This is a genomic window from Luedemannella flava, from assembly GCF_039528515.1.
Lineage (GTDB): Bacteria > Actinomycetota > Actinomycetes > Mycobacteriales > Micromonosporaceae > Luedemannella > Luedemannella flava.
Genome location: NZ_BAAALT010000076.1, coordinates 42,948 through 65,273 on the forward strand (window position 1 = coordinate 42,948; position 22,326 = coordinate 65,273).

Here is a 22,326-nt window from a genome sequence, read left to right on the forward strand (position 1 = left end):
ACCTACGCGACATTTCGTATTGGTTCCTTGTCTTGAAGATTCACATTCACTTGGCTGGCTGTCTCGTCGGCTTGAGCACCGACTGCTGCTCGATCGGCATGTCGGCCGGATAGCGCCAATGAGAAGGGAAGAAGCAACGTGAAGTACCACTGGACTCGTTGGCGAGCCGTTGCCGTGGTCGCGTCCGCGGCTTTCGTGCTGACGGGCTGTGCAACGACCGAGGAGCCGCAGAATGCGTCTCCCGTTCCCGTTGCTAGCGCCACGCCGGCGCCAACCGGCACCGAACCGGTCCCTACCGATGATGGTCCCTCGACGGTAGCCATCCCACCGGTAGACGGGCCGCACAACGACATCGATCTCATGTTCGTGACCGACATGATCCCGCACCACCGGCAGGCCGTGGAGATGGCCGTGATGGCGCGGACCCGCGCCGAGGACACCCGGATCCTGGACCTCGCCGCAAGCATCGAACAGTCCCAGGGCGACGAAATCACGCTCATGTCTGGTTGGCTGAGATCGTGGGGCAAGAAGGTCCCGCAACCGGACCAGATGCATACAGCGCACGGGTCCGGCATGCTGACGCACGCGGACATGGAAGATCTGAAGGCCGCCCACGGAACCAAGTTCGACGAGATGTTCGTCGACATGATGATCCGCCATCATGAGGGGGCCATCGAGATGGCCGAGACCACCAAGGAAAATGGAAAGAACCCGGCGGTGCGCGCGCTAGCGACCAACGTCGTGGTCATCCAGGCTGCGGAGGTCGCTGAACTCACACTCATCCAGGTGACGCTGTGAGCGCGCAGCGGCCGCACCATACGGCACCCGCAGGCGGCGGCGACCAAGCGGAAATGCTTCCGCCAGCACCGTGTCTGAATCGGCGCGCCGTTCTGGCCTTGGGCTCCGTAGGCCTGGTGATCGCAGCTGCAGGCTGCGCACGTTCCGAAGACCCCGCACCCCGTTCCAGCCGGCCTAGCCCAAGCGAGCCTAGTGCGAGCCAGGCGCCACGTCCGAGTAGCGCACCGGTCAGTACCAATAATGGCCCGAAGCGCCTGACCACGACCGACGAGGTCGTTGTGGGCGGCGGAATTGTCGTCAGCGGCATTCTGGTCGTCCAGCCGGAGGAGGGCGTGTTCAAGGCCTTCGACGCGCGCTGCCCGCACCTGGGCGCCATCGTCAGCCCACCGAAGAATGGTGTCGTCAAGTGCCCCGCCCATGGCTCAACGTTCATGGACGTAGACGGCTCCCGCCTTCAGGGATCTGCCCCGCGAGGCCTCAAGGAAATCGCCATCACAGTAAGGGGAAATCAGATCCTCACCACCGAGGCCGGATCCTAGACAGAGTGAATGCCAGTCGGGTTCGGCCCGCATGGGGTCATGCTCGGTTCAGGCCCGCTCACGCTGTTCGATCCGGCTGGCTTCATCAGAACCGTCGCCCACCACCAGCAGCGCTACGGCGTGAAGCGGTTGTGCCAGATCCTCAACATCGCCCGATCCAGCTTCTACTACTGGCAGTCCACCGCCGCGGATCGGGCCGCCCGTGACGCCGCGGACGCTGCCTTGGCGGTCCGGATCCGGGCGGTGCACGCTGCTCATGACGGCACCTACGGGGCACCCCGGGTCACCGCGGAACTGCGCGAGGCCGGCCAGCGGGTCAACCGCAAGCGCGTCGCGCGGGTGATGCGCCGCTACCGCATCCAGGGTCTGCGGCTGCGTCGCCGCACGAAGACCACCATCTGCGACCCGACTGCGGCCAAGGCCCCGGACCTGATCGGCCGTGACTTCACCGCCCCGGCCGTCAACCAGCGCTACGTCGGCGACATCACCTATCTGCCGGTCGGTGAACGCGGGTTCCTCTACCTGGCGACCGTCATCGATCTGCACTCACGGCGCCTCGTGGGCTGGGCGATCGCCGATCACATGCGCACCGACCTGGTCATCGACGCTCTCCACGCCGCGCAGCGGACCCGGGGCAGCCTCAACGGGGCGATCATGCACACCGACCACGGCGCCCAGTACACCGCCAAAGCCTTCGCCGCAGCCTGCCAGAATGCCGGCGTCCGGCAGTCGATGAGCAAGGTAGGCAGCTCCGCCGACAACGCCCTGGCCGAGTCGTTCAACGCGACCTTCAAACGCGAAACGCTGCAAGGCCGCCGCGCGTTCACCAACGAACGCGAAGCACGGCTGACCTCGTTCCGCTGGCTGCACCGCTACAACACCGTCCGCCGCCACTCCCGGCTCGGACAGCAGTCCCCGATCAACTACGAGCGCAGCAGTCGAACAACACAAGCTACGCTCGCGCCAGCCGCATAACCCCGTGTCCAAGATCAGGGGTCAAGCCCCTGGATCATCACAACTGGTCCCTGAGCTGCTGGGATGTGGTTCGGATTCTGCCAAGTATGGTCCACCCATAGCCCCTGACCTCGGCAAACGTGAATCGATTGTTGGCAGTGCGCGAACCACATCGGCCAGATGTGTGGTGAGCTGGGAATATGTCGGGCGCTCAAGCGGCCACGGGCCGGTGCGTGGCATGCGGACCCGGTCCTCGCCCGGACCGCGAGACCGTTCGACCGATTGGGTACGGGAGTCTGCACGCGTCGCCGGATCATGCCGCACGACCCGGAGGCTATGCCGAACCGGGCCACTCGTCGGAGAGCAGGGCATAGCCGACGCGGTCGAGCCACTCGCCGGATCGATGCAGGGAATCCCGGACGGTGTAGAACTCACGGCGCATCCCGACGCGTTCCATGAGTCGCCACGATGCCTCGTTGGCGGCGAAGCAGGTGGCCGTCACGCGGTGCAGTCCGAGATCCTCGAAGCAGAGCCGGAGCAGCTCCCGGACGGCTTCGGTGGCGTATCCGTGGCCGGCGTGCTCCGGGTGCAGCACCCATCCCAGCTCTGCTTGCACGCCGCGGGCGCGTTCGGCGATCTCCGCCTGGGCCCAGGCGTTTTCGATCCTCAACATGAGGTCGCCGATGATCGTGCCGCTGCGCTCGATCACGAGCGTCCTGGCCAGGCTGTCGGGGTCCCGGAACCAGGTTCGGTGCTCGTTCAGGGTGGCAGAAGCACGGGTGATCCAACGGCTCACGTCCTCGTGGCGGCGGAAACGCCAGGTGGCATCGGCGTCGTCCGTGGTTGCCGGCCGCAGGGTCAGACGGTCGGTGTGCAGTGGCCAGGTCAACACAGCAAGTCCGGTGCTCATGGTCATGCACGCAACCTACGGACGGCGTATCGGTGGAGGGTAACGCCCTGGTCGAAGCGCACCTGCTCGACCAGGTCCAGCTCCAGCGGCTCGTGGCTGTCGAACAGCGGTCGGCCGGCACCGAGGATGACGGGGTGGGTGAAGAGCAGCAGTTCATCCAGCAGCCCGGCCCGGAGTAGCGCGGTAGCCAGCGTGGCACCTCCGACGCCGATGTCGCCCTCGGTCTGCGCGCGAAGGTCCGCGAGCGCGGGGACGGCGTCGTCGGCATTGATGACCCGCGTGTTGTGCTCGGCGCTGGTGCGCGTTCGCGACACCAGCACCTTCGGCATCGAGGTCCAGATCTGACCGTACTCGCGAAGGAAGCCGGGCAACGAGGCGTCGTCGCGCGCTCTCGGCCAGAATCCCTCCATCGTCTCGTAGATGGTGCGTCCCTGGACCATGAGCGACAGCGCTCGCGCCCGTGAGTTGAACTCGAGATGCAGGGACTCGCCGATGCGCATCCACGATCCGCCGCCTTGCTCGTCCTTGGCGTGCTCGATCCTGAGGTCGAGGGACACGTTCATCCAGTATACGAACCGGCCTGGCATCAGCCCTCCAAGTGATAGCGGTCTGCTACTGCTAGCCGCCACCCTAAATAGAGTGATAGTAATCTGCAATCACTTACGAGAGAGGGCTGTCGATGGATCCCGCGCCACGCTCGGGCTGCCCGATCAATCAGGCGGTCGAGGTCCTGGGCGACCCGTGGGCGATGCTCGTGCTGCGCGACATCATGTTCGGCGACCGACGTCACTTCCGCGCACTGCTCGCCGGCAGCGAGGAAGGCATCGCCCCGAACATCCTCAGCAGCCGCTTGCGGCGGCTCTCGGATGCGGGTCTGCTCACGCGGCAGGAAGCCCGGCGTGGGCAACGGGCGGCCTACTCGCTCACGGAGGCCGGCATCCAAACGTTGCCGATCATGGTGGCGCTCGGCTCGTGGGGCCTCGCCCACCGCAGCGGCGAACGTCGCCTGCGGGTTCGTGCCGAGTTGCTACGCGACGGCGGCCCGGAACTCCTCGCTCGTTTCATGGACGATCTGCGCCACCTGCACCTCGGCGCCCCTCGGCCAGATCCTCACGCTCCGCGAGCGGCCGAGGGGCTCCACTCGGCCTACGAGACCGCATTACACGAGTAATCGTGCCGGCAATCTCCACCCGGTCCGGCGTCACCGCGGACCAGCTCACTACGTCACCAAGGCAACTGCGAGAATTGCCGGCGACAGAGCCGGTGCCAGCAGCGACGAACCCCGATCGCGCGACGGCGGCGCTGCGGCGGCTGGGCGGTGAATCGGTCAGGGGGTGCGGCGGCGAACGGCTGATACCGTCACGATTGGGCCCTGAGCTGCGGGTATGCGGTTCTTATTCTGCCAAGTATGGTCCACCAATATCTGCAGGTCAGAGTATCTGAATCTCGATCTTGTTGATTGCGGTTTGTTTATGTCTGGGGGCAGTCGTGCTCTGTGGGTGCCGAAAAGTCTGTCCGTGCAGGTCCAGCGGCCTGTTCATACTCATGGATGATGCCGCCGAGGCGGTCATGTCGGCGAACGGTGAGACGCGCGATCGCGTCTTGATCAACGATCGGATCGGGCAGTAGCCGCAGCGGGCGGGCGTTGGAGAGTCCCCGGTGGGGTCGGTGTTCAGGGTCACTGTCTCGAAGAGGTCCGCGGCGAGGATGACTTCGGCTTGGGAACGCAGGAACGCCGTCCACGTCTGGCCGCCGCGGTCGGGTGCAGGGTCGATGCCGGCTTCTTTAAGGATCTCCCAGACAGTCGAGGCGGCGACCTTGATCCTGAGGGTGAGTAACTCGCCGTGGATGCGCCTGTATCCCCATGAGGCGTTCTCCCGCGCCAAGCGCAGCACCAGTACGCGGATTGACCGCACTGTCGGTGGCCGACCGAAGCGCTTCGGACGTGAGATGCGGGCGTGGCGTGCCGCGATGAGGTCGCGATGCCACCGCAACACGGTGTCCGGGCGAACCAGCAGCCGGATCTGGTGCAGCATGCCGCGGGGCAGTTGGTTCAGGAGCGCGGCAAGCAGGGCGCGGTCGGCCGGGGTGAAGCGCACCTTCGCACCGTGCAGGTGCCGTTCGAGGACGACGATCTGGTGGCGCAGGGCCAGGATCTCCACGTCCTTGGCCCGATCGCTCATGGGCAGCAGCCCCAGCAACGCGAACGCGTTGGTCACGCCGAGGTAGGCCAGTCGAAGCAGCACAGCACGGGATCCTCCGCGATCGGCCACCCGCGACACAACCAGACTGCCTCGACCCGTTCAAGGACCCTGACCAGTACGGACGGCATTCTCGGCACCCACAGCGTCGACGGTCCCGCCCCGCCGTTGATCGTCGGCCCGAAGCCAGGTACGCAGCGTCTCCCGGTTGACCCCGAGATCGTCGGCGATCTGCGCGATCGTCGCGCCCGGCCGAGACCGGTACAACGCGACCGCGTCCGCCTTGAACTGCGCGGGGTAGTGCTTGTTCACCACCGTGTTCCAGGACTCCTGTCCACCAGGACCATCACGATCCCAGTTTCAAGTGTCCAAGATCAGGGGGCAACTCCCGTCGCGTGGGACATCTTCTCCGGCTTTGGATCCGGGCCGCCGGTGGTCGACGGCGAAGATCTGGCCGACGCCGCACAACAATCGTTGGCCGGTGTTGTCGGAGAGGCATCCGCCGCATACCCCGATGTTGTGGTGCGGCAGCGGGTGCTGCGGGGTCATCCGGCTGCCGTGCTCATCGATGCGGCCAGTAGGGCGGACCTGTTGGTGGTCGGCAGCCACGGCCACGGCGGCTTCGTCGGGGCCCTGTTGGGTTCGGTCAGCCAGCACTGTGCCCACCACGCGACGTGCCCGGTTGTGGTGGTTCGCGCCGAGCGTTGACCCATAGACGCCCTCGCCGCGCTGCCCGCTACGAGCCCGCTGCACGACGTCGCAGACCGGACGCATCCTCAACCTGCATGAACACGACGCGCTGCTGCGCCAAGCCCGCCACGACTGGGCCACCCGCGACGATCTCACCACCGCCTACCGCCAACATCGGCCCTGATCAAGCTCGGCCTCACCCACCAGACCGGAACGTGGTCGCTGGCTTGACCTCCAGCCGCATCCGAGGCAGCCCGACCAGGACGTGGAAGGCAAACTCGTCGTCCAGCTTCGCGCTGTGACCCAACTCGCCGCAAGACGGCCTTGAGAAGGAAGCCTTCCCCGTCACCACTCGCCCCACGCCACCCAAGAATCGGGACTGTTCAGGGGTTGAAGCGCTGGCCGGGCCTCGGCGCTGGCAGCGTTGTTCCCATCCGGGGCCTGCCCGCACGGATGTCGGCGTAGGGTCCCGTCTTTGAGGGCTGTGCCCGCCTCGCCCGGCGCAGCATGGCAGCCGACACCGACTGGTGTGACGGCGTCAGACGGGTACCGCCAGTTCCAAAGGGATGAGGAGACGTGCAATGCGCATGCCTATTCAAGTCGCAGCCGCGTTCGGAATGGCCGGCGTCCTGCTGGCTGGGTCATCCGCCGTCGCCCAGGCCGGCGGTACCGGGACGCCCCAGACCGGGGTGCCGAGACTCACCCCCGTCGCCGAGACGGAACATTCCGCACGTGCGTGCGGTGACACCGGGGCTAATCGTGACCATGGTGCCTTCGTCACATACAGAGGAAGAAGCTTCAACCTCCGGAGCGGTCCCAGTACCGCGTGCACCATCCGGGACGTGATCCGTTCCGGCGACCAACTGGACTACTACTGCTGGTCGGTTGGGGAGGGCGGCACCTGGACCTACCTCAGGGTTCGGAACACCGGTTTCCGGGGCTGGTCCAAGGACTCGATACTGCCTGGCAACGGCGCGGCGGTCACAGCCCGCTGCTGACCCCACCGGCTCGGTCGGGCGCTACCGGTGCGCCGGACAATTATCGTCGTCCGGCGCACCGGTTTTCGGGTGACGAAGCGATCCGCCGGCCAGCCCTTGGGGGTGTAGTCCTCGTCGGCTAGCGGCTCGAGCCAGGTAGTGGGGTCCCCGCCGTCAGGCAAGGCCTCAACTATCGCCATATGGGCCATGAACGTGTCAACGGTCGCTCCGTGCCAGTGCTCTTTCTCTGGCGGGCATACGACGGTTTCGCCAGCGTGGATGCGAAGGAAACTCCCGTCGCGGGTGCCGACCAAACCGACCCCTTCAATGACGTGCAGAGTCTGGCCGAGCGTATGAGTGTGCCAGTGCGTGCGGGCACGCGGTGTGAACCGCACGAGCGCCATCGTCATTCGTGGCGGGCCCGTCCTGTTGCATGTTCTCGACCTTCTTCAGCAGCGTCGAGGTCGCCACGATGACCAGTGCGCCCAGGTGTGACGTCAAAGGTCGGGGTGAACAACTCAACCGTAGGTCGGTCCATGTGAGCCCGCTGCCGGGACGTAGCCGGCTTGAACAGCTCCTCGCCGATGGCCGGATCCAGCGCCTTGAACGATGGTCGGACACGCCCGAACTCTGGTGGTTCGAACTGCTGCCCAACCCGCTGGGCGCCTGCAATACATACGCCTCAACCATCGCGGCCGAACTGCCAGAGATTGCGCCCGCATAGTGATCGTTCGTCCGCGGTGGCGGTGGCTGCCCCAGGAAGCTCGTGACAGGAAGGCAGTTTCGTGAATGATCTCGCGGACGTCGATCTCGAGTGCCTGCCCGAGCAGCAGGTTGAGCGGGTACGGATGCTGGTCGTTGGCGATGACTCCCAGTCACTTTCGGCGCGGCGGCGACACCGCCAACGGCGGCTGGGCTCCGACACCTGCACCGTCGACGGCGGCGACAGCACCAGCGGCTGCTAGCCGCGCAACACCCGTGGGGTGGACGGCAACAGGCCCACCCCACGGTGATGCTGGCGTGGCCGGGCCCGTCGCGGGGATCGAGCAGGTCGCCGCCCGCCGCCTTCACTGCGGTCCGCCTGCGCCATACCTCAGCGGCGCGCTCACGGTGCCCGTCCGGCTGTCTTGCCGGCTGGGAGGCGGCTGCTGAACCAGTCGCGGGCCAGTTCGGCGGCGGCCTGCAGGGTGCCGGGTTCCTCGAATAGGTGGGTCGCGCCCGGCACCACCGCGAGCTGGTGCTCGCAGCGCAGCCTCGCGGCGGCAGCCTGGTTGAGCTCTAGCACGGCGCTGTCCAGGCCGCCCACGACGAGCAGTGTCGGCGCCTGTACCAGGCTCAGCCGGGGCGCGGCCAGGTCCGGTCGGCCGCCGCGGGACACCACGGCGGCGATACCTGCGTCCGGTTCCGCGGCGGCCCATAGCGCGGCCGCGGCGCCGGTGCTGGCACCGAACAGGCCGATAGGCAGACGCGCGGTGGCGGGCCCGTCGCGAGCCCAGGCCAAGGTCCCACCCAGCCGGCCGGCGAGCAGCTCGATGTCGAATACGTTGACCCGGTCGGCCTCCTCGTGCACGGTAAGCAGGTCGAACAGCAGCGTGCCTAAACCTGCGTCGTTGAGGACGGCCGCGACATAGCGGTTGCGCGGGCTGTGGCGGCTGCTGCCGCTGCCGTGGACGAAAACCACGAGCCCGGCGGCGCCCGAAGGCAACGTGAGCCGGCCCGCCAGTCGTGTGCCGCCTGCCGTGACGGTGACGTCGGTGTCCAGGCCCGGCGGGTCGGAAACGTCGCCGACCGGGTCACCGGGCGTCGTCGTTTCCGACCCAGTGGTGGTTCTGTCTGCTACCTGTTGAAGCAACGCCGTGACCTCGTCGTCGGTCGTCGCCCGGAAGTCGTCGTAGAACTGGCCGACCGCGGCGAAGTACGCGGGCGTCTCCACGCAGACCACATCGTCGGCCACGTGGGACAGCTGCTCCACGGCCGACGGCGCGGCGACCGGCACGGCCAGTACCACCCGTGCCGCGCCATGGGCGCGCGCGACCTCGACCGCCGCGCGGGCCGTCGCCCCGGTGGCGATGCCGTCGTCGACGAGCACGGCCGTGCGCCCATCCAGCGGCACGCGGGGGCGTACCCCGCGGAAGCGACGTACCCGGTCGTCGACCTCGGTACGTTCGTGCCGCTCGACGGCGGCCAGTTCGCGCTCGCCGACGCGGGCCGTGCGCAGGACGTCGCGGTTGAGCACGAGCGCACCGTCTTCACCGACGGCGCCCATGGCTACCTCGGGCTGGAAGGGAACCCCTAGCTTGCGCACCACGATGACGTCCAGCGGCGCGTCGAGTGCGCGGGCGACCTGGGCGGCCACGGGTACGCCGCCGCGGGGCAGGCCGAGCACGACGACATCGGTCCCGCGCAGGTGCTCCAGCCGTCGGGCCAGCCGCCGGCCGGCGTCGCTGCGATCAAGAAACGACATCGCCTCACCTCACCGCCACCCGGGTTCGTCATCGTCCAGTGTCCTGCTCACACCCCGGCGGCAGCGTGGGAATACACGACCATGAAACGCGGATACGGGCGGGCTGACGTCGGCGGGGTGCCGACCCAGGGTGGGCCGAAGTGGGGTCGACGACGTGGACGGCGGGGGCACCGGCGGCATCGAGTCCGGCTGGCTTGCGCCGCCCCGAGCGGCTGTCAGTTTCACCGCGCAGCCGAGTCGAAACCCCAGCATAATCGGGCTGCAAGTCCAATATTGATCATCGGTTGGACCACTTGTGTGGGTGACCGACGACGCCATCGACACGTAGTGGAGTCGCCCCAGCGGCCGGGACAGTCGTCTGTGTGGGGCCGCGTGACGCCATGAATCGGAGTAGGCCCTTATGCCTAAAGCCGTTGATGTCGCGGTCAGTGTGGCGCTCTCCGATGCGGGGGAGGCGACCCGGGCGGTCGCGCTCGCCCGTGCGCTGCGTGAGCGGCGCCCGGCCGACCACGACGTGCGTATCTGCTTCCTATCGGGGGGCAGCCGCTTTGAACCCATGATCGAGGCGGCCGGCTTCTCCGTCGTCGCCTGCGAGCCGCGGGTGGCGGGCCGCAGCATCGCGGAGGATCTTCAGTGGGAACTGCCGGAACTGGTCGGTTCGACGGAGATCGCCGCCGCGTTCCTCGGCGGCCAGCTGGACGCGCTGCGTGCTGTCCGACCGGACGTCGTCCTGCACGGCATGTGGCCGTTCGGCAGTCTGGCGGCCCGGCTGATCGGCGTGCCGACGATCGCCTTCCTGCCGCTGCCCCTGCATCGGGCCTGTGTGACGGGCGGCCTTTTGGTCGACGTGCCCGATCCGGTGCCCGTGCTGCCCCGTCTCCCGCGACCGGTTCGGCGCATGATCGCCCGGGTCGGTGCGCCCATGATGACGAGAGCCCCGATCTTCCGCCAGCTTCGGCTGGGCGCCGCGGCGGCGGCGTTCGGCTGGCCGAACGAGGGGCCGCTGAGCTTCTTCGACGCCCTGCGGGCTGACCTGACCCTGGTGACGGACCTGCCGTCGTTTCACGAGCGCTACGAGGTGCCTGCGGGATTCGCGGTGACCGGGCCGTTGTTCGCTGACACCTGGATGGCCGCGCAGCTAGGTTCCCCGGATCTCGATCCGGAGGTGGCCGCCGCGTTATCGGACGGGGGCCGTCCGGCGGTGTTGGTGACCATGGGTAGCTCCGGGACCCCGGACGTGCTGGTTGAGGCGATCCGCGCCGTGGCTGCGCCGGTGCGTGCGGGCGCCGAGGGCGCGGCAGAGGAGGAGTACAACGTCGTGGTCCTTGCCCCACCGGCGGTCTGTTCGCTGGCGGAGGCGCAGGCGGCCGTGCGGAGTCATCGGGCTCTGGTCACAGATAGGTTCATTCCGGCCCTGGCGGCGAGCCGGTTGGCGGACGTGGTGGTGAGCCACGGCGGGCAGGGCACGGTGCAGACCGCACTGGCCACCGGTACTCCGATCGTCGGTGTCGGACTGCAACTTGAGCAGCAGATCAATCTGGACCACGTGATGGACGCGGGGGCCGGGATCCGCATCCAACGGCACAGGTGGCGGGCACCGGTCATCCGGCATGCCGTGCGGTCGGTTGTGGGCAACAGGTCCTACCGACGCCATGCCGAGGAGCTGGCGCAGGCCATGCGCACGATGGACGGTGCCGCTACGGCCGCTGACCGGATGTGGGAGTTCCTGGCGAAACAGTGAGTCCGGTCCTGTTCAACCAGGCCGCCCGTCACCAGCGCGTCCCCGATCAAGGTCGCCACCAACGGGACGGGCGACCAGCCGGACCGATGATCAAGCGCGCAGAACGACATCAACGCCGGCATCAGAAGGAACGCGAGAACGATTAGTACTTTCTGCACCGGCCTGGTCGCCTGCCCGACCTTCATGCGTCGCTCGATCGCGGCCGGATCGCTGACCACGAGGTAGATCGTGGGACCCGCCGTCGCGGCGGCGTAGACGCCGATAAAGACCCCACGCCTGCCACTAGTCGAACGTCCCCGCCGGTAGGAAGAGCACCAGCCCGAAAACACCCCTGCCAGCGACAACACCGCGGTCTTCGTACCGGTCCGCATTGGCCAAACCTTCGCCATGTGCCAGTGGGGGCAGCCGCCGGGTGGGCTTGCGGCCGCTCAGGCCGGCGTGGACAGGAACGCGACGGCCTGGCGGAGCGTCGCCAGCCTCGGGTAGTCGTCCTCGTCGATGCGGTGTCCGGTGCGTGCGCTGAGAAGTTCGACCAGTTGGAGGAAGTCCAGCGAGTCGAGGTTGAGCGTTTCGCGCAGGTCGGCGTCGGGGGCCAGGGCGGCCAGGTCGGCGTCCGGCGCGATCTCGTGCAGGGCGGTGCGGATGAGACGTTCGGTGTCGTCGGGTGTCATAGCTGTTCCGGTTGTTGCAGGAGGTCGTTGACGGTGGTGAGGTAGCGGGCGCCGGTGGCGCCGTCGGTGACGCGGTGGTCGGCGGCGAGGCTCATGGTCACGGTGGGGCGTACGCCGAGCATGCCGGCCACGGCCCAGGGCCGGTCGGTGACGCGGCCGAACCCGACGAGGGCGACCTGCGGTGGGTAGATGACGCCGAGAAATGATTCGACGCCCTGGTCGCCGAGGTTGGACACGGTGATGGTGGGGTCGGCGAGTTCGGCGCGGTGCAGCCGTCCGGCCCGGGTACGGGCCACGAGGTCTTTCAGGCGTGCCATGAGTTCGGCGAGCGTGAGCTGGTCGGCGTGGTGGATGGCGGGTGCGACGAGGCCGCCGCCGCGCAGGGAGATCGCGATGCCGAGGTGGACGGCGTCGGCGCGGGTTAACTGGTCGTCGGCGTAGAAGCCGTTGAGATCGGGGACAGCGGTCAGCCCACGGGCGGCGGCTTTGAGCAGCGCCGCGGCGGGGATGAGGCGTTCGGGTACGGGCAGGTCGCAGTTGCGGGCCCGCAGGTGGTCCACGAGGGCGGCCAGGTCGATCGTCTCGGTCAGGTAATAGTGCGGGATCTCCCGTTTGGAGCGGGCCATGAGCGCCGCGATGGTCTGCCGCATGGCGGCCGTCCGGTCGCCGCCGGTCGCCGCGGCAGCCGGGCGGGCCGGAACTGGCGTCGGGGCGACAGGTTCGGTGGCAGGGACGCCGGCGACCCGGGCGGCCGCGGCCTGGCGTACGTCCTCGGCCGCGATGGCGCCGCCGCTACCGGTGCCGACGACGGTGGCCAGGTCAAGCCCCAGTTCGGTGGCGAGCCGTCGGGCCAGCGGTGACGCGCGTACCCGGCGAGGTTCATGATCGCCGGTCGGCGGCGGTGGCGCCGCGGGGTGGCTCGCGGCCTCGACATCGGCACGGGTGACGCGGCCGCCAGGCCCGGTGCCGTGCACGTGGGCCAGGTCGACGTGTTCAACGTCAGCCTGGTGGCGTACCAGCGGCGACGTGACCGGCGACGCCTCCGTCGCCGCCGTCTGGGCGGCCGGTGCCGCTGGGACCGCTATCGCCGCGGCTTCCGGCGTGTCCGAGGTGATGAGGGCGAGGGGCTCGCCGACCGGTACCCGGGTGCCAGGCTGGACGAGCAGTTGGTCGACGACGCCGGTGTCGAAGCATTCGACTTCGATGGCGGCCTTGGACGTGTCGACGACGGCGACGATGTCGCCGTGTCGCACGTGGTCGCCGGGGTGGACGAGCCATTCCAGGAGGACGCCGGAGTCCATGTCGGCGCCGAGTGCCGGCATGCGGAACTCGGCCATGGTCAACTCACCGCCTGCCGGGCCGCGGCAACGACGTCGTCGGGCTGCGGCAGCGCGGCTTGTTCGAGGTGGTGGGCGTACGGGACGGGTACCTCGGCCGAGCAGACCCGGGCGACGGGCGCGTCGAGGTCGTAGAGCGCCTGTTCGCTGATGCGGGCGCTGATCTCGGCGGCGATGCCTCCGGAGCGCCAACCCTCGTCGACGATGACGGCCCGGTGGGTGCGTCCGACCGAGCCGAGGATGGTGGCGTCGTCGAGCGGACGCAGGGTGCGGAGGTCGATGACCTCGGCGTCGACGCCCTCGGCGGCGAGGTCGTCGGCGGCCGCGAGCGCGGTGGCGAGCGTGCCGCCGTACGCGATGACGGTCACGTCGCGGCCGGTGCGCCGTACCGCGGCGGTGTCGATGTCCACGTCGGAGCCGTCCGTGTCGCCCGTGACGTTGTAGAGGCCGCCGTGTTCGAAGATGAGCACCGGGTCGGGGCACTGCAGTGCTGGCCACAGCATGCCGCGGGCGTCGTCGACGGTGGCCGGGGTGAGGATGCGCAGCCCGGGTATGTGCGCGTACCAGCCTTCGAGGCTGTGTGAGTGCTGGGCGGCGAGTTGCCGGCCCGCGCCGGTGGTCATGCGGATGACCAGGGGGACGTTGAACTGGCCGCCGGACATGTGCAGCAGGGTGGCGGCGTTGTTCATGATCTGGTCGAGCGCGAGCAGGCTGAAGTTGACCGTCATGATCTCGACGATGGGTCGCAGCCCGCCCAGCGCGGCGCCGATTCCGGCGCCGACGAACGCCGACTCCGACAGGGGAGTGTCGCGGACGCGGTCGGGCCCGAACTCCTCCAGTAGGCCCAGGCTGACGCCGAAGGCGCCGCCGTAGGGGCCGACGTCCTCGCCCATGAGGAAGACGCGCTCGTCGCGTCGCATGGCGTCGCGGATCGCCTCGCGCACCGCTTCCCGGTAGGTCAGTTGGGTCATCCGGTGGTTCCGTAGCCGGCGGGGTCGCGGTAGACGAATCGGGTCAGGTCGTCGACCTGTTCGACGGGCGCGCGGTCCGCGGCCTCGACAGCGGCGTCCAGCTCGTCGGCGAGTTCGGATTCCAGGCGGGCGACGGTGGCCTCGTCCAGCTCCCCGGCGTCGGTCAGGTGGGTGGTGAGGGCGTCGATGGGGTCGCGTTGCTGCCACTGCTCGATCTCGGCTTTGTCGCGGTAGCGGTCGGGGTCGTACATCGAGTGCGCCCGGTACCGGTAGGTCCGCAGTTCCAGGAAGTACGGGCCGTGCCCGGCGCGGATCTGGGCGACGGCGTCGCTGGCGGCGTCGGCGACGGCGAGGACGTCCATGCCGTCGACCACGCGGGCGGTCATCGCGTACGAGGCGGCCCGTTCGGACAGGTTCGTGGCCGCCTGCGCCCGATCCAGCCGGGTGCCCATGGCGTACAGGTTGTTCTCGCAGCACAGCAGTATCGGCAGCCGCCACAGGGCGGCGAGGTTGAGGCACTCGTGGAACTCGCCCTCGGCCACCGCTCCGTCGCCGAAGAAGCACGCGGTCACCACCGGACGGGCGGTCATGCGGTCGGCCAGTGCCAGGCCCACGGCGAGCGGCAGGCCACCCGCGACGATCGCGCTGCCGCCGTAGAACCGGGTGCCCGCGTCGAACAGGTGCATGGACCCGCCGCGGCCATGGCTGCACCCGGTGGCCTTGCCGTACATCTCGGCCATGACCGATGGCATCGACAGGCCGCGGGCCAGGGCGTGGCCGTGCTCGCGGTAGGTGGACACCACCGCGTCGACCGGGGTGAGCGCGCTCATCACTCCGACCGCGACGGCCTCCTCGCCGATGTACAGGTGCATGAACCCGCGGATCTTCGTCGCGCTGTACAGCTCGACGCAGCGCTCCTCGAACCGGCGGATGCGCAGCATCTGCCGCAGCAGCCCGATCCGGTAAGCGGTGTCCGGTGCCGCCTGCGCGGGTGCGGTCGTGGTCATACCGGGGCCTCCAGTGTGGATGTGTCGCCCTCGTCGAGCCCGAGTTCCCGCGCGCGCAGCAGCCGGCGCATGACCTTGCCGCTGCGGGTGTGCGGCAGGTGCTGGTCGAAGGAGATCTCCTTCGGGGCCACGCCGCCGAGGTTGCGCCGGCCGAACGCGAGCAGGTCCAGCCGCAGTTCGTCGGACGCCTCGTGGCCCGGCTTGAGCGTGACGAACGCCTTGACGAGTTCGCCGGCGACCGGGTCGGGCTTGCCGATGACACCCACCTCGGCGACGGCCGGATGCGCCATGAGGGCGCTCTCGACCTCGAACGGGCCGATGAGGTGCCCGGCGGACTTGATGACGTCGTCGGCCCGCCCGACGAACCAGTAGTATCCGTCGCGGTCGGATCGGGCCAGGTCGCCGGTCAGGTACCACGCCCCGGCGAAGCAGCGGGCGTAGCGCTCGTCGTCGTGCAGGTAGCCGCGGAACATCGACGGCCAGCCGCGGCGTACCGCGAGTTCACCGACCTCGTCGGCGGCCGCGACGGTCACCTCGCCGCCTTCGACGCGGGCCCGGCCGTCGTCGCCGCGGCGCAGGACGGCGACGTCGACGCCGGGCATCGGCAGGCCCATGGCGCCGGGTCGGATGTCCACCGCCGGAAAGTTGCTGATCATGATGGCGCCGGTCTCGGTCTGCCACCAGTTGTCGTGGATCGGATGCCCGAGCGCCTGCGCACCCCAGACCACGGCCTCCGGGTTGAGCGGTTCGCCGACGGAGGCGATGTGACGCAGCGCGGACAGGTCGTACTGGTCGGCCAGGTCGGCGCCGTGGCGCATGAGCATCCGCAGCGCGGTGGGTGCGGTGTACCAGACGCTCACGTGCTGGTCGGCGAGGTTGGCGTACCAGCGCTTCGCGTCGAACTCCGCCGCGTCGACCACGACGGTCGCGCCGTGCGTGAGTGGCGCGATGATCCCGTACGAGGTGCCGGTGACCCATCCGGGATCGGCGGTGCACCAGAACACGTCATCCGGCCGCAGATCCAGGGCCCAGGCCGCGGTGACGTGGTGCGCGACCACCGCCTCGTGCACGTGCACGGCGCCCTTCGGCGCGCCGGTCGTGCCGCTGGTGAAGTGCAGCAGCGCCATGTCCCGCGCCCGGGTCGGCGCGACGTCGAACCTGTCCGGGCACCGCGCCAGCTCGTCGGCCAGGCTCACCGTGCCCGGCGGCGGGTCGCCAAGAACGAGGACGTGACGCATCCCCGGCAACTGCTCACGCACCGGTGCCACCTTGCGCTCATACAACTCCGGCGTGGTAACCAGGACGGCACCGTCGCCCCGGGCGATGCGTTCCCGTACGGGGTCGGGGCCGAACGCGGCGAACAGCGGCGAGTACACGCTGCCGTGGCGCAGGGTGCCCAACGCCGTGACGTACAACTCCACGCCCCGTCCGAGCAGGGAGAACACCCGTTCGCCCGGTCTTACCCCGAGGGTGTCCAGCAGCGAAGCGAACCGGCTCGTCAGGCGCAGCAGGTCCTGGTACGTGACGTCGGTCGTACCGGTTGCGCTGAGACACCGTAGGGCGGTGGCGTCACCGCGCGGCCCCGTGGCGTGCCGGTCGACGGCCTCGTACGCGATATTGAGCCCGCCGCCCGGTACCCCCGACAGGCGCGTGCGGGCCTGCGCCCAGTCGAACGTCTCCCGCATGCGTGGATAGTCCGAGAGGTTCGCCGCCGCGCGTTGGGCGGGGGTCTTGGTGATCAGGTCCCACCCCATACAGGCAGGATCCCACTCGAACCCTACCCAGGAGGGCACACCGGTCACAAGGGGGGCACCGGCGGAGGGGTTAGGCCCGCGGTGAGCCGATCGCGCAGATCGGCCAATGGGGCGCTCGGCGTGGCGGTCACGGGCTGCGGGTCGTCGAGGCGGCGGGCGGCAGCGGGCAGCCATGCCAGGTCGGCTTCGAAGCGTTCCCGCGCGGCCCGCACCTGCGCGGCGGGATCCGCCGGCGACAGCCGCACGCCGCCTACCATCACCGGCTCTAGTATGGGCCGCAGCCCGGCGGGGGCGGGCTCGCCGCGCAGCGCGATGACGTCGGGCACCCCCGCCGACGCGGCCCGGTAGACCTGCTTGGCGCCGGGCAGCGTCGCCTTGCCCGGGGACAGTTTGAGCACCGGCCGGCCCGCGTAGTCGACCAACTTGTACGCGCTGTCCAGCGACGGCGCGTCGCGGGACACACCCATACGGGTACCCACCCCGTACGCGTTGATCGGCGCGCCCCCGGCCACCAGCGTGGCGATCGAGTCCTCGTCCAGCCCACCGCTGGCGATGATCCGCGCGCTGGAGTGCCCGGCGGCGTCGAGGATGGCACGGCTCGCCCGGGCCAACGCGTCGAAGTCGCCGGAGTCCAACCGGATGCCCACCGGCCCGACGGGACGGACCTCGTCCACGACCTCCACGGCGTGGTGCACGCCGGCAAGCGTGTCGTACGTGTCGACGAGGAATACCGGACGGTCCGGAAAGTCCAGGGCGAACGCCCGGAACGCCGCCCGCTCGTCGCCGAACGCCTGCACGTACGAATGGGCCATCGTGCCCGCGGCCCGCAGTCCGTATCGGCGGGCCGCCTCGACGTTGCTGGTGGCAGCGAACCCCGCGATCGCCGACGCGCGCGCCACCGCCATCGCCGCGTCCACGCCGTGGGTACGGCGGAACGCGAAGTCGATCAGGTCGGCTCCGCCGGCCGCGATCCGGCAGCGGGCCGCCTTGGTCGCCACCACTGTGGCGAAGGTCAGCACGTTGAGCAGTCCGGTCTCCACCAACTGCGCCTGCGCGATCGGCGCGGTCACCTCCAGCAGCGGCACGTCCGCGCCCACCACGCGGCCCTCCGGCACCGCCCACACGTCACCGGTGAACCGCAGCCCGCCCAGCGCCCGCAGCGCGCCTTCGTCCAGGCCCACTACGGTACGCAGGTAGGCCAGCTCATCATCGTCAAAACGGAACTGTTCCAGAAAAGCCAGTGCGTCGGACAGGCCGGCGGCGACAAGGAACCCGCGCCGGCGGGGCAGACGACGGGCGAACAAGCTGAACGTGGCCGGTGCGGTCATGCCGCGGCGCAGGTAGCTCGCCGCCATCCGCACCTCGTAGAGGTCTGTCAGCAGGCCGGTCACAGCGACGTGCGGCCTCAGCCGCGATGGAAGCTTACGATCATGGTGCTGCCTTCGGTGGTGACGCGCAGCGCCGCGCCCGCGCTCGTCTCGTAGATGTCGACACCGGTCGGGTGGCCGACGAGGTGCCGGAGCATCCCGGGACTGTCGCCCGACGCCGCGCCGACGGCCACGACGACCACGTCATCGCGCGGGTCGTAGACGACGGACGACAGCGGCACGCGCTCGGCCTCGTCGAGGTCGCCGTAGGTGTCGTCAAGCAGTTCGATAGTGACCGCGTCGCCCGCGTGCCGGGCGGTCAGCTGCTCCAGCGCCGATACCCAGTTTGCCCGGTCGACGGATTCCGTTCCCGGCATCTGTCCTCCAGTGGGTCCGACGCGCTGACACGGCGTCGCCAAGGTCGATTCCAGCCGTGGGTGGTGGCCCGACATCAAAGATAATCCGCACTTGCCCCGAAATAACCATAATGGGTACGGCGGCCGGCTTCCGGATCAGGGAAGGCTCGCTCCGGCCCGACCGTCGCCAGGGATGCGGTGAGCGGTCGACCGGCGTCGGTCAGCCGGCGCAACCGCAGGGAGGCGCAGATGACCAGTACAGCCGAGACGATCGTGGTGGGAGTCGACGGATCCGGTTCGTCGGTGCAGGCCCTGCGCTGGGCCGCCCGGCAGGCCCAGCTGACCGGCGCCACCGTGCACGCGGTCACGGCGTGGACGTACCCGGTGCACTACGGGCTCGGCGGGTACCACGATCTGGCCGACGAGGCCGGGAAGGTGCTCTCGGCCGCCGTGCGCGAGGCGCTGGGATCGCAACCGGCCGTACCTGTGCGGGAAAGCGTCGTCGCCGGCCACGCGGCACAGGCGTTGCTCGACGCTGCGATCGGGGCGCAGTTACTAGTGCTGGGAAGCCACGGTTACGGCGGCGTCACCGGAGCGTTGCTCGGCTCGATCAGCCAGCACTGCGTCCAGCACAGCCCGTGCCCGGTCGTCATCGTCCGAGGCGAACCGCGCGGCTAACACCCCTGCGCGAGTGGTGCTGCGCGGAGAACCCCATGGGCGACCAGGACGGGACACTGAGAATAGTCGATGACACATCGGGTCACCGGGCCGAGGACCTGGGAGTGGATCGGGCCGTGCCCACGGGCGCCCAGGACGATCAGATCGGCGTGTCCGGTGGCCTCGATCAGGGCGGACGGGACGTCGGGCGAGTACATCGGCTCCGCCGTAACCGGCACCTGCGGGTACTCCTGAGACAAGGGCGTCAGGCTCGCGGTCAGCAGGTCATGGGCATGCGTCTGCGCGGTCGCGGCACAGTACTGGCCCTCCCGGAGAAGGGCATCGTGAGCACGCGGCGCGACGCAATAGATGGTTATCGCCCGCAGCGGCAGTCGCCGTAGCGCCGCGGCCTCGAAGGCGAGCCGCGCCGCGGCGGCGCCGCAGTCAGATCCGTCCACCCCGACCAGGATCTGCCCACGCGACGTGGGCCACCCGGTGTTCCCGTGACCAGGGACCATAACCGGGCAGCGGGCCTGGACGAGGACACGATCGGGCAGCCACACGTCGAGTACGGGATGACGCCCACCCGCCAGCGCCCGGGTGACCGCTAACATCGCGGCGTCGCTGGACGCCTCGATCAGACGGTCCGACACCGGACCACAGACGTACTCCACCACGATGTCGACCGCTGGGAATCGGGATCGCAGCGGTGGGACCACCCGGCGCGCGACCGTGCCCGATTCCTCGCCGCGCAAAGCCTGCGGGATGAGAACGCGTAGGCCCACGCTGCGCCAGTTGGCCTCCGACACCGCCAGCGACGCCACCACGAACCCGTCAGCGGAGTCGTCCACGCCGGCCACGATTCCCGGTCGGGCGTCCATCGTCCACCCCCTGCGATCCGGTCAAGGTGCGTGCGCCCACCTACCAGCATGGTGCGGATCGGCAGATGTCGGTGGACGAAACGGCTTACGACGCCGGACCGCAATGCGGTGGTTGTGCGCTTGACCTGCTGGTAAGCCCGCTGTGGACGCCTGTGCGGCATATGATGACCTGTTGTGAGCCCGGTGGGCCGGGCTCGGTATGGGTTCACCTCACGGGGAGGAGGGGAGATGACTACCACGCTCGTGCCGCGCATGTTCGGCGACCTGTTCGACTGGTTCGAGATGGAGCGGCCCAAGATGACCGGTCACATGATCCGGGTAGAGGACTCGCTGACCGACCAGGAATATCACGTTCGGGCGGAGCTGCCGGGGATGGACCCCGCGAAGGACATTTCGATCTCGGTCGAGGACGGGACGCTGACCATCCACGCCGAACGCGAGGAGCGCGAAGAGGCCAAGGGGCGCTCCGAGTTCCGCTACGGCGTCCTGGAACGCTCGGTACGGCTACCCGGTAACGCCGACCGGGACAGCATCAAGGCGACGTACGACAAGGGGATCCTCGACGTGTCGGTGCCGTTGCGCAAGCAGGAGACCGTCGGACGGAGCATTTCGATCGAGGCGAGGTAGACCGCCATGAGCCACGACGTACGGTGGGGCGGTTTCGCCGGGGCGGGGGCGGTCGTCCTCGTCGTGGCGAGCCGCCTCATCGAGGGCTCGGCGCCAGGTATTGACGCATCACCGGAGACGATCACGGCGTACGTGGTCGACCACCGCGATCAGATCCTGGTCGCCTCGGTCCTGTTCGCTGCCGCCATGCCGTTGGTCGTCTGGTTCGGCGCTACCCTGGCCGCCATATTCCGCCGCGCGGGTTCCACCGGTGTTCTACCGGCGCTCGTGCTGGCAGGCTTCGCCGTCCTCGCCACGCTCGGCGTTGTTGTCACGTCGATCCTCGCCGGGATGACGTACGCCGTCACCGCCCACCCGACCCTGCAACCGATGACCGCGGCCCCGTTCACCGCGCTGACTATCGCGGGCACCATCGCCGGCGTGGTGAGCGCGCTGCCACTGGCCGCGTCCGCGATGGCGATACTGCAGACCGCGGCGTTCCCGAGGTGGCTGGCCTGGCTGGCCCTCGCCGCCGCCACCGCAAGGGTTCTGGGCGCGTTCGCCGTCGGCGGCACGGGAGCCCTCCTGCCCGGCGGACTGCTGGTGTCGTACGTGCCGGCCGTGCTGGCGCTGGTGTGGGTGGTCAGCACGACCGCTCTGCTCATCCGCGAGCACCTGCCTGTCATCACTGCAGCGACCCAGCCGCTTCGCCACGCCTAACCCGCACGGGGACGTCGTCGTGAAGGAACCGCTTGGTGCCCTGCACGCAGTCGATGGTGAAGACACCCAGCCGGGAGGTCAGCATGTCCAACGGCGAGGAAACGCCACGGCGAATCGTCGTCGGCTTCGACACCTCCGCAGCGTCCGTGGAGGCACTGCAGTGGGCGTTAGCGCAGGCACAGGTCACCGGCGCGATCGTGGAAGCCGTCATCGCCTGGGACATCTACTCAGGGTTCGGCTCCGGTCCGACCGTGGTCGACGGCGAGGATATGGCCGGTGCCGCGCAGCAGTCGTTAGCCGCCGCGGTTGAGAAGGTTTCCGCCGCGTACCCCGGTGTCGTGGTTGAGCAGCGCGTGCTGCGGGGCCATCCGGCCGCAGTGCTCATCGACCGGGCCTCGGGGGCGGATCTGCTCGTGGTCGGCAGCCATGGCTACGGCGGCTTCGTCGGTGCTCTGTTGGGGTCGGTCAGCCAGCACTGCGTCCATCACGCAACCTGCCCGGTCGTGGTGGTCCGCGCCGAGCACTGACAGAGTGCTCGTGACCGGCAAGCAACCGGCCTCGTCCGCCGGACCAGCGATGGGCCGCCCGGCTGGGACGATCGTGGTCGGCGTCGCCGGCTTCGGTTCGTTCGGGCAGGCGGTAAGCGGCCTGGTGGACACCGATGGCACGAATTAATCATCAATGTAGTGTTTCGGTACACTTCGGCTGCCTCGGCGCGGCACCAT

General features: G+C 69.1%; 24 protein-coding genes and 2 pseudogenes. 12 read left to right on the plus strand and 14 right to left on the minus strand.

Features of this window, described 5'->3' with window-relative positions:
- Nucleotides 1-138 precede the first annotated feature (138 nt).
- The 3 genes and pseudogenes from ABD211_RS14315 to ABD211_RS14325 form a co-directional block, all read left to right on the plus strand.
- Nucleotides 139-798 (plus strand): DUF305 domain-containing protein, encoded by a 660-nt coding sequence (locus ABD211_RS14315; protein WP_344130749.1) that lies wholly within the window; start codon nt 139-141, stop codon nt 796-798.
- A gap of 278 nt (nt 799-1,076) precedes the next feature.
- A complete protein-coding gene (locus tag ABD211_RS14320; RefSeq protein ID WP_344130752.1) occupies nt 1,077-1,337 on the plus strand; it encodes a Rieske (2Fe-2S) protein in 261 nt (86 codons plus the stop codon).
- Nucleotides 1,338-1,430: 93 nt separating this feature from the next.
- A pseudogene (locus ABD211_RS14325) lies at nt 1,431-2,312 on the plus strand (IS3 family transposase); the annotation flags it as partial.
- A 313-nt stretch (nt 2,313-2,625) separates the two neighbouring features.
- On the opposite strand, the gene ABD211_RS14330 reads toward ABD211_RS14325, so the two are convergent.
- Both ABD211_RS14330 and ABD211_RS14335 read right to left on the minus strand, forming a co-directional pair.
- On the minus strand, nt 2,626-3,207 hold the full coding sequence (locus tag ABD211_RS14330; RefSeq protein WP_344130758.1) for a GNAT family N-acetyltransferase: 582 nt from the start codon (nt 3,205-3,207) through the stop codon (nt 2,626-2,628).
- Nucleotides 3,204-3,764 carry a dihydrofolate reductase family protein gene (locus ABD211_RS14335; protein WP_344130761.1) on the minus strand — a complete coding sequence of 187 codons (561 nt, stop codon included), beginning with the start codon at nt 3,762-3,764 and terminating at the stop codon, nt 3,204-3,206. The genes ABD211_RS14330 and ABD211_RS14335 overlap by 4 nt, the downstream gene beginning before the upstream one ends.
- 116 nt (nt 3,765-3,880) lie before the next feature.
- On the opposite strand from ABD211_RS14335, the gene ABD211_RS14340 reads away from it, so the two are divergent.
- A complete protein-coding gene (locus ABD211_RS14340) occupies nt 3,881-4,372 on the plus strand; it encodes a winged helix-turn-helix transcriptional regulator (RefSeq protein ID WP_344130764.1) in 492 nt (163 codons plus the stop codon).
- Between the two features lie 259 nt (nt 4,373-4,631).
- Here ABD211_RS14340 and ABD211_RS14345 read toward each other — a convergent pair whose 3' ends face one another.
- Together ABD211_RS14345 and ABD211_RS14350 are read right to left on the minus strand one after the other, a co-directional pair.
- Complete coding sequence (locus ABD211_RS14345) at nt 4,632-5,447, minus strand: hypothetical protein (RefSeq protein ID WP_344130767.1); 816 nt, start codon at nt 5,445-5,447, stop codon at nt 4,632-4,634.
- A 57-nt stretch (nt 5,448-5,504) separates the two neighbouring features.
- Nucleotides 5,505-5,714 (minus strand): transposase, encoded by a 210-nt coding sequence (locus ABD211_RS14350; RefSeq protein WP_344130770.1) that lies wholly within the window; start codon nt 5,712-5,714, stop codon nt 5,505-5,507.
- A gap of 120 nt (nt 5,715-5,834) precedes the next feature.
- Between ABD211_RS14350 and ABD211_RS14355 the strand changes: the two genes are divergently transcribed.
- Nucleotides 5,835-6,110 carry a universal stress protein gene (locus tag ABD211_RS14355; RefSeq protein WP_344130772.1) on the plus strand — a complete coding sequence of 92 codons (276 nt, stop codon included), beginning with the start codon at nt 5,835-5,837 and terminating at the stop codon, nt 6,108-6,110.
- Between the two features lie 889 nt (nt 6,111-6,999).
- On the opposite strand, the gene ABD211_RS14360 is transcribed toward ABD211_RS14355, so the two are convergent.
- Complete coding sequence (locus tag ABD211_RS14360; RefSeq protein ID WP_344130774.1) at nt 7,000-7,479, minus strand: cupin domain-containing protein; 480 nt, start codon at nt 7,477-7,479, stop codon at nt 7,000-7,002.
- A gap of 23 nt (nt 7,480-7,502) precedes the next feature.
- Between ABD211_RS14360 and ABD211_RS14365 the strand changes: the two genes are divergently transcribed.
- Both ABD211_RS14365 and ABD211_RS14370 read left to right on the plus strand, forming a co-directional pair.
- Complete coding sequence (locus ABD211_RS14365; RefSeq protein ID WP_344130776.1) at nt 7,503-7,793, plus strand: hypothetical protein; 291 nt, start codon at nt 7,503-7,505, stop codon at nt 7,791-7,793.
- A gap of 61 nt (nt 7,794-7,854) precedes the next feature.
- Complete coding sequence (locus tag ABD211_RS14370; protein ID WP_344130779.1) at nt 7,855-8,034, plus strand: hypothetical protein; 180 nt, start codon at nt 7,855-7,857, stop codon at nt 8,032-8,034.
- A gap of 869 nt (nt 8,035-8,903) precedes the next feature.
- Here the strand turns inward: ABD211_RS14370 and ABD211_RS14375 are convergent.
- Nucleotides 8,904-9,533: pseudogene (locus ABD211_RS14375) on the minus strand (phosphoribosyltransferase); the annotation flags it as partial.
- A gap of 400 nt (nt 9,534-9,933) precedes the next feature.
- Here ABD211_RS14375 and ABD211_RS14380 point away from each other — a divergent pair.
- Nucleotides 9,934-11,274: a glycosyltransferase gene (locus ABD211_RS14380; RefSeq protein WP_344130782.1), complete on the plus strand. Its 1,341-nt coding sequence runs from the start codon at nt 9,934-9,936 to the stop codon at nt 11,272-11,274.
- Between the two features lie 428 nt (nt 11,275-11,702).
- Here the strand turns inward: ABD211_RS14380 and ABD211_RS14385 are convergent, their stop codons facing one another.
- Genes ABD211_RS14385 through ABD211_RS14415 form a run of 7 tightly spaced genes read right to left on the minus strand, consistent with a single transcriptional unit; the run spans nt 11,703 to nt 18,758 of the window.
- Nucleotides 11,703-11,945 (minus strand): phosphopantetheine-binding protein, encoded by a 243-nt coding sequence (locus ABD211_RS14385; RefSeq protein ID WP_344130785.1) that lies wholly within the window; start codon nt 11,943-11,945, stop codon nt 11,703-11,705.
- The gene (locus ABD211_RS14390) at nt 11,942-13,282 is read right to left on the minus strand and encodes a dihydrolipoamide acetyltransferase family protein (protein WP_344130788.1); all 1,341 of its coding nucleotides are present in this window, start codon (nt 13,280-13,282) and stop codon (nt 11,942-11,944) included. The genes ABD211_RS14385 and ABD211_RS14390 overlap by 4 nt, the downstream gene beginning before the upstream one ends.
- A 2-nt stretch (nt 13,283-13,284) precedes the next feature.
- Nucleotides 13,285-14,253, minus strand: a complete 969-nt coding sequence (locus ABD211_RS14395) for an alpha-ketoacid dehydrogenase subunit beta (RefSeq protein WP_344130791.1) — start codon at nt 14,251-14,253, stop codon at nt 13,285-13,287.
- The gene (pdhA, locus tag ABD211_RS14400; protein ID WP_344130793.1) at nt 14,250-15,260 is read right to left on the minus strand and encodes a pyruvate dehydrogenase (acetyl-transferring) E1 component subunit alpha; all 1,011 of its coding nucleotides are present in this window, start codon (nt 15,258-15,260) and stop codon (nt 14,250-14,252) included. The genes ABD211_RS14395 and pdhA overlap by 4 nt, the downstream gene beginning before the upstream one ends.
- Nucleotides 15,257-17,014: an acetate--CoA ligase gene (gene acsA / locus ABD211_RS14405; RefSeq protein WP_344130796.1), complete on the minus strand. Its 1,758-nt coding sequence runs from the start codon at nt 17,012-17,014 to the stop codon at nt 15,257-15,259. Before acsA ends, pdhA begins: the two co-directional genes overlap by 4 nt.
- A 44-nt stretch (nt 17,015-17,058) precedes the next feature.
- Nucleotides 17,059-18,405 (minus strand): nicotinate phosphoribosyltransferase, encoded by a 1,347-nt coding sequence (locus ABD211_RS14410; protein ID WP_344130799.1) that lies wholly within the window; start codon nt 18,403-18,405, stop codon nt 17,059-17,061.
- A gap of 14 nt (nt 18,406-18,419) precedes the next feature.
- A complete protein-coding gene (locus ABD211_RS14415) occupies nt 18,420-18,758 on the minus strand; it encodes a DUF5335 family protein (RefSeq protein ID WP_344130802.1) in 339 nt (112 codons plus the stop codon).
- 228 nt (nt 18,759-18,986) lie between these two features.
- On the opposite strand from ABD211_RS14415, the gene ABD211_RS14420 reads away from it, so the two are divergent.
- Entirely contained in the window at nt 18,987-19,415 is a 429-nt protein-coding gene (locus tag ABD211_RS14420) for a universal stress protein (RefSeq protein WP_344130805.1), read from the plus strand.
- Here ABD211_RS14420 and ABD211_RS14425 read toward each other — a convergent pair.
- A complete protein-coding gene (locus ABD211_RS14425; RefSeq protein ID WP_344130809.1) occupies nt 19,412-20,245 on the minus strand; it encodes a universal stress protein in 834 nt (277 codons plus the stop codon). The genes ABD211_RS14420 and ABD211_RS14425 overlap by 4 nt on opposite strands.
- A 258-nt stretch (nt 20,246-20,503) precedes the next feature.
- Here ABD211_RS14425 and ABD211_RS14430 point away from each other — a divergent pair, with 258 nt between their 5' ends.
- The 3 genes from ABD211_RS14430 to ABD211_RS14440 all read left to right on the plus strand — a co-directional run bounded on the left by ABD211_RS14430 (nt 20,504) and on the right by ABD211_RS14440 (nt 22,128).
- On the plus strand, nt 20,504-20,902 hold the full coding sequence (locus tag ABD211_RS14430) for an Hsp20/alpha crystallin family protein (RefSeq protein WP_344130811.1): 399 nt from the start codon (nt 20,504-20,506) through the stop codon (nt 20,900-20,902).
- 6 nt (nt 20,903-20,908) lie between these two features.
- The gene (locus tag ABD211_RS14435) at nt 20,909-21,601 is read left to right on the plus strand and encodes a hypothetical protein (RefSeq protein WP_344130814.1); all 693 of its coding nucleotides are present in this window, start codon (nt 20,909-20,911) and stop codon (nt 21,599-21,601) included.
- A gap of 83 nt (nt 21,602-21,684) precedes the next feature.
- Complete coding sequence (locus ABD211_RS14440) at nt 21,685-22,128, plus strand: universal stress protein (protein ID WP_344130817.1); 444 nt, start codon at nt 21,685-21,687, stop codon at nt 22,126-22,128.
- Nucleotides 22,129-22,326: the final 198 nt, after the last annotated feature.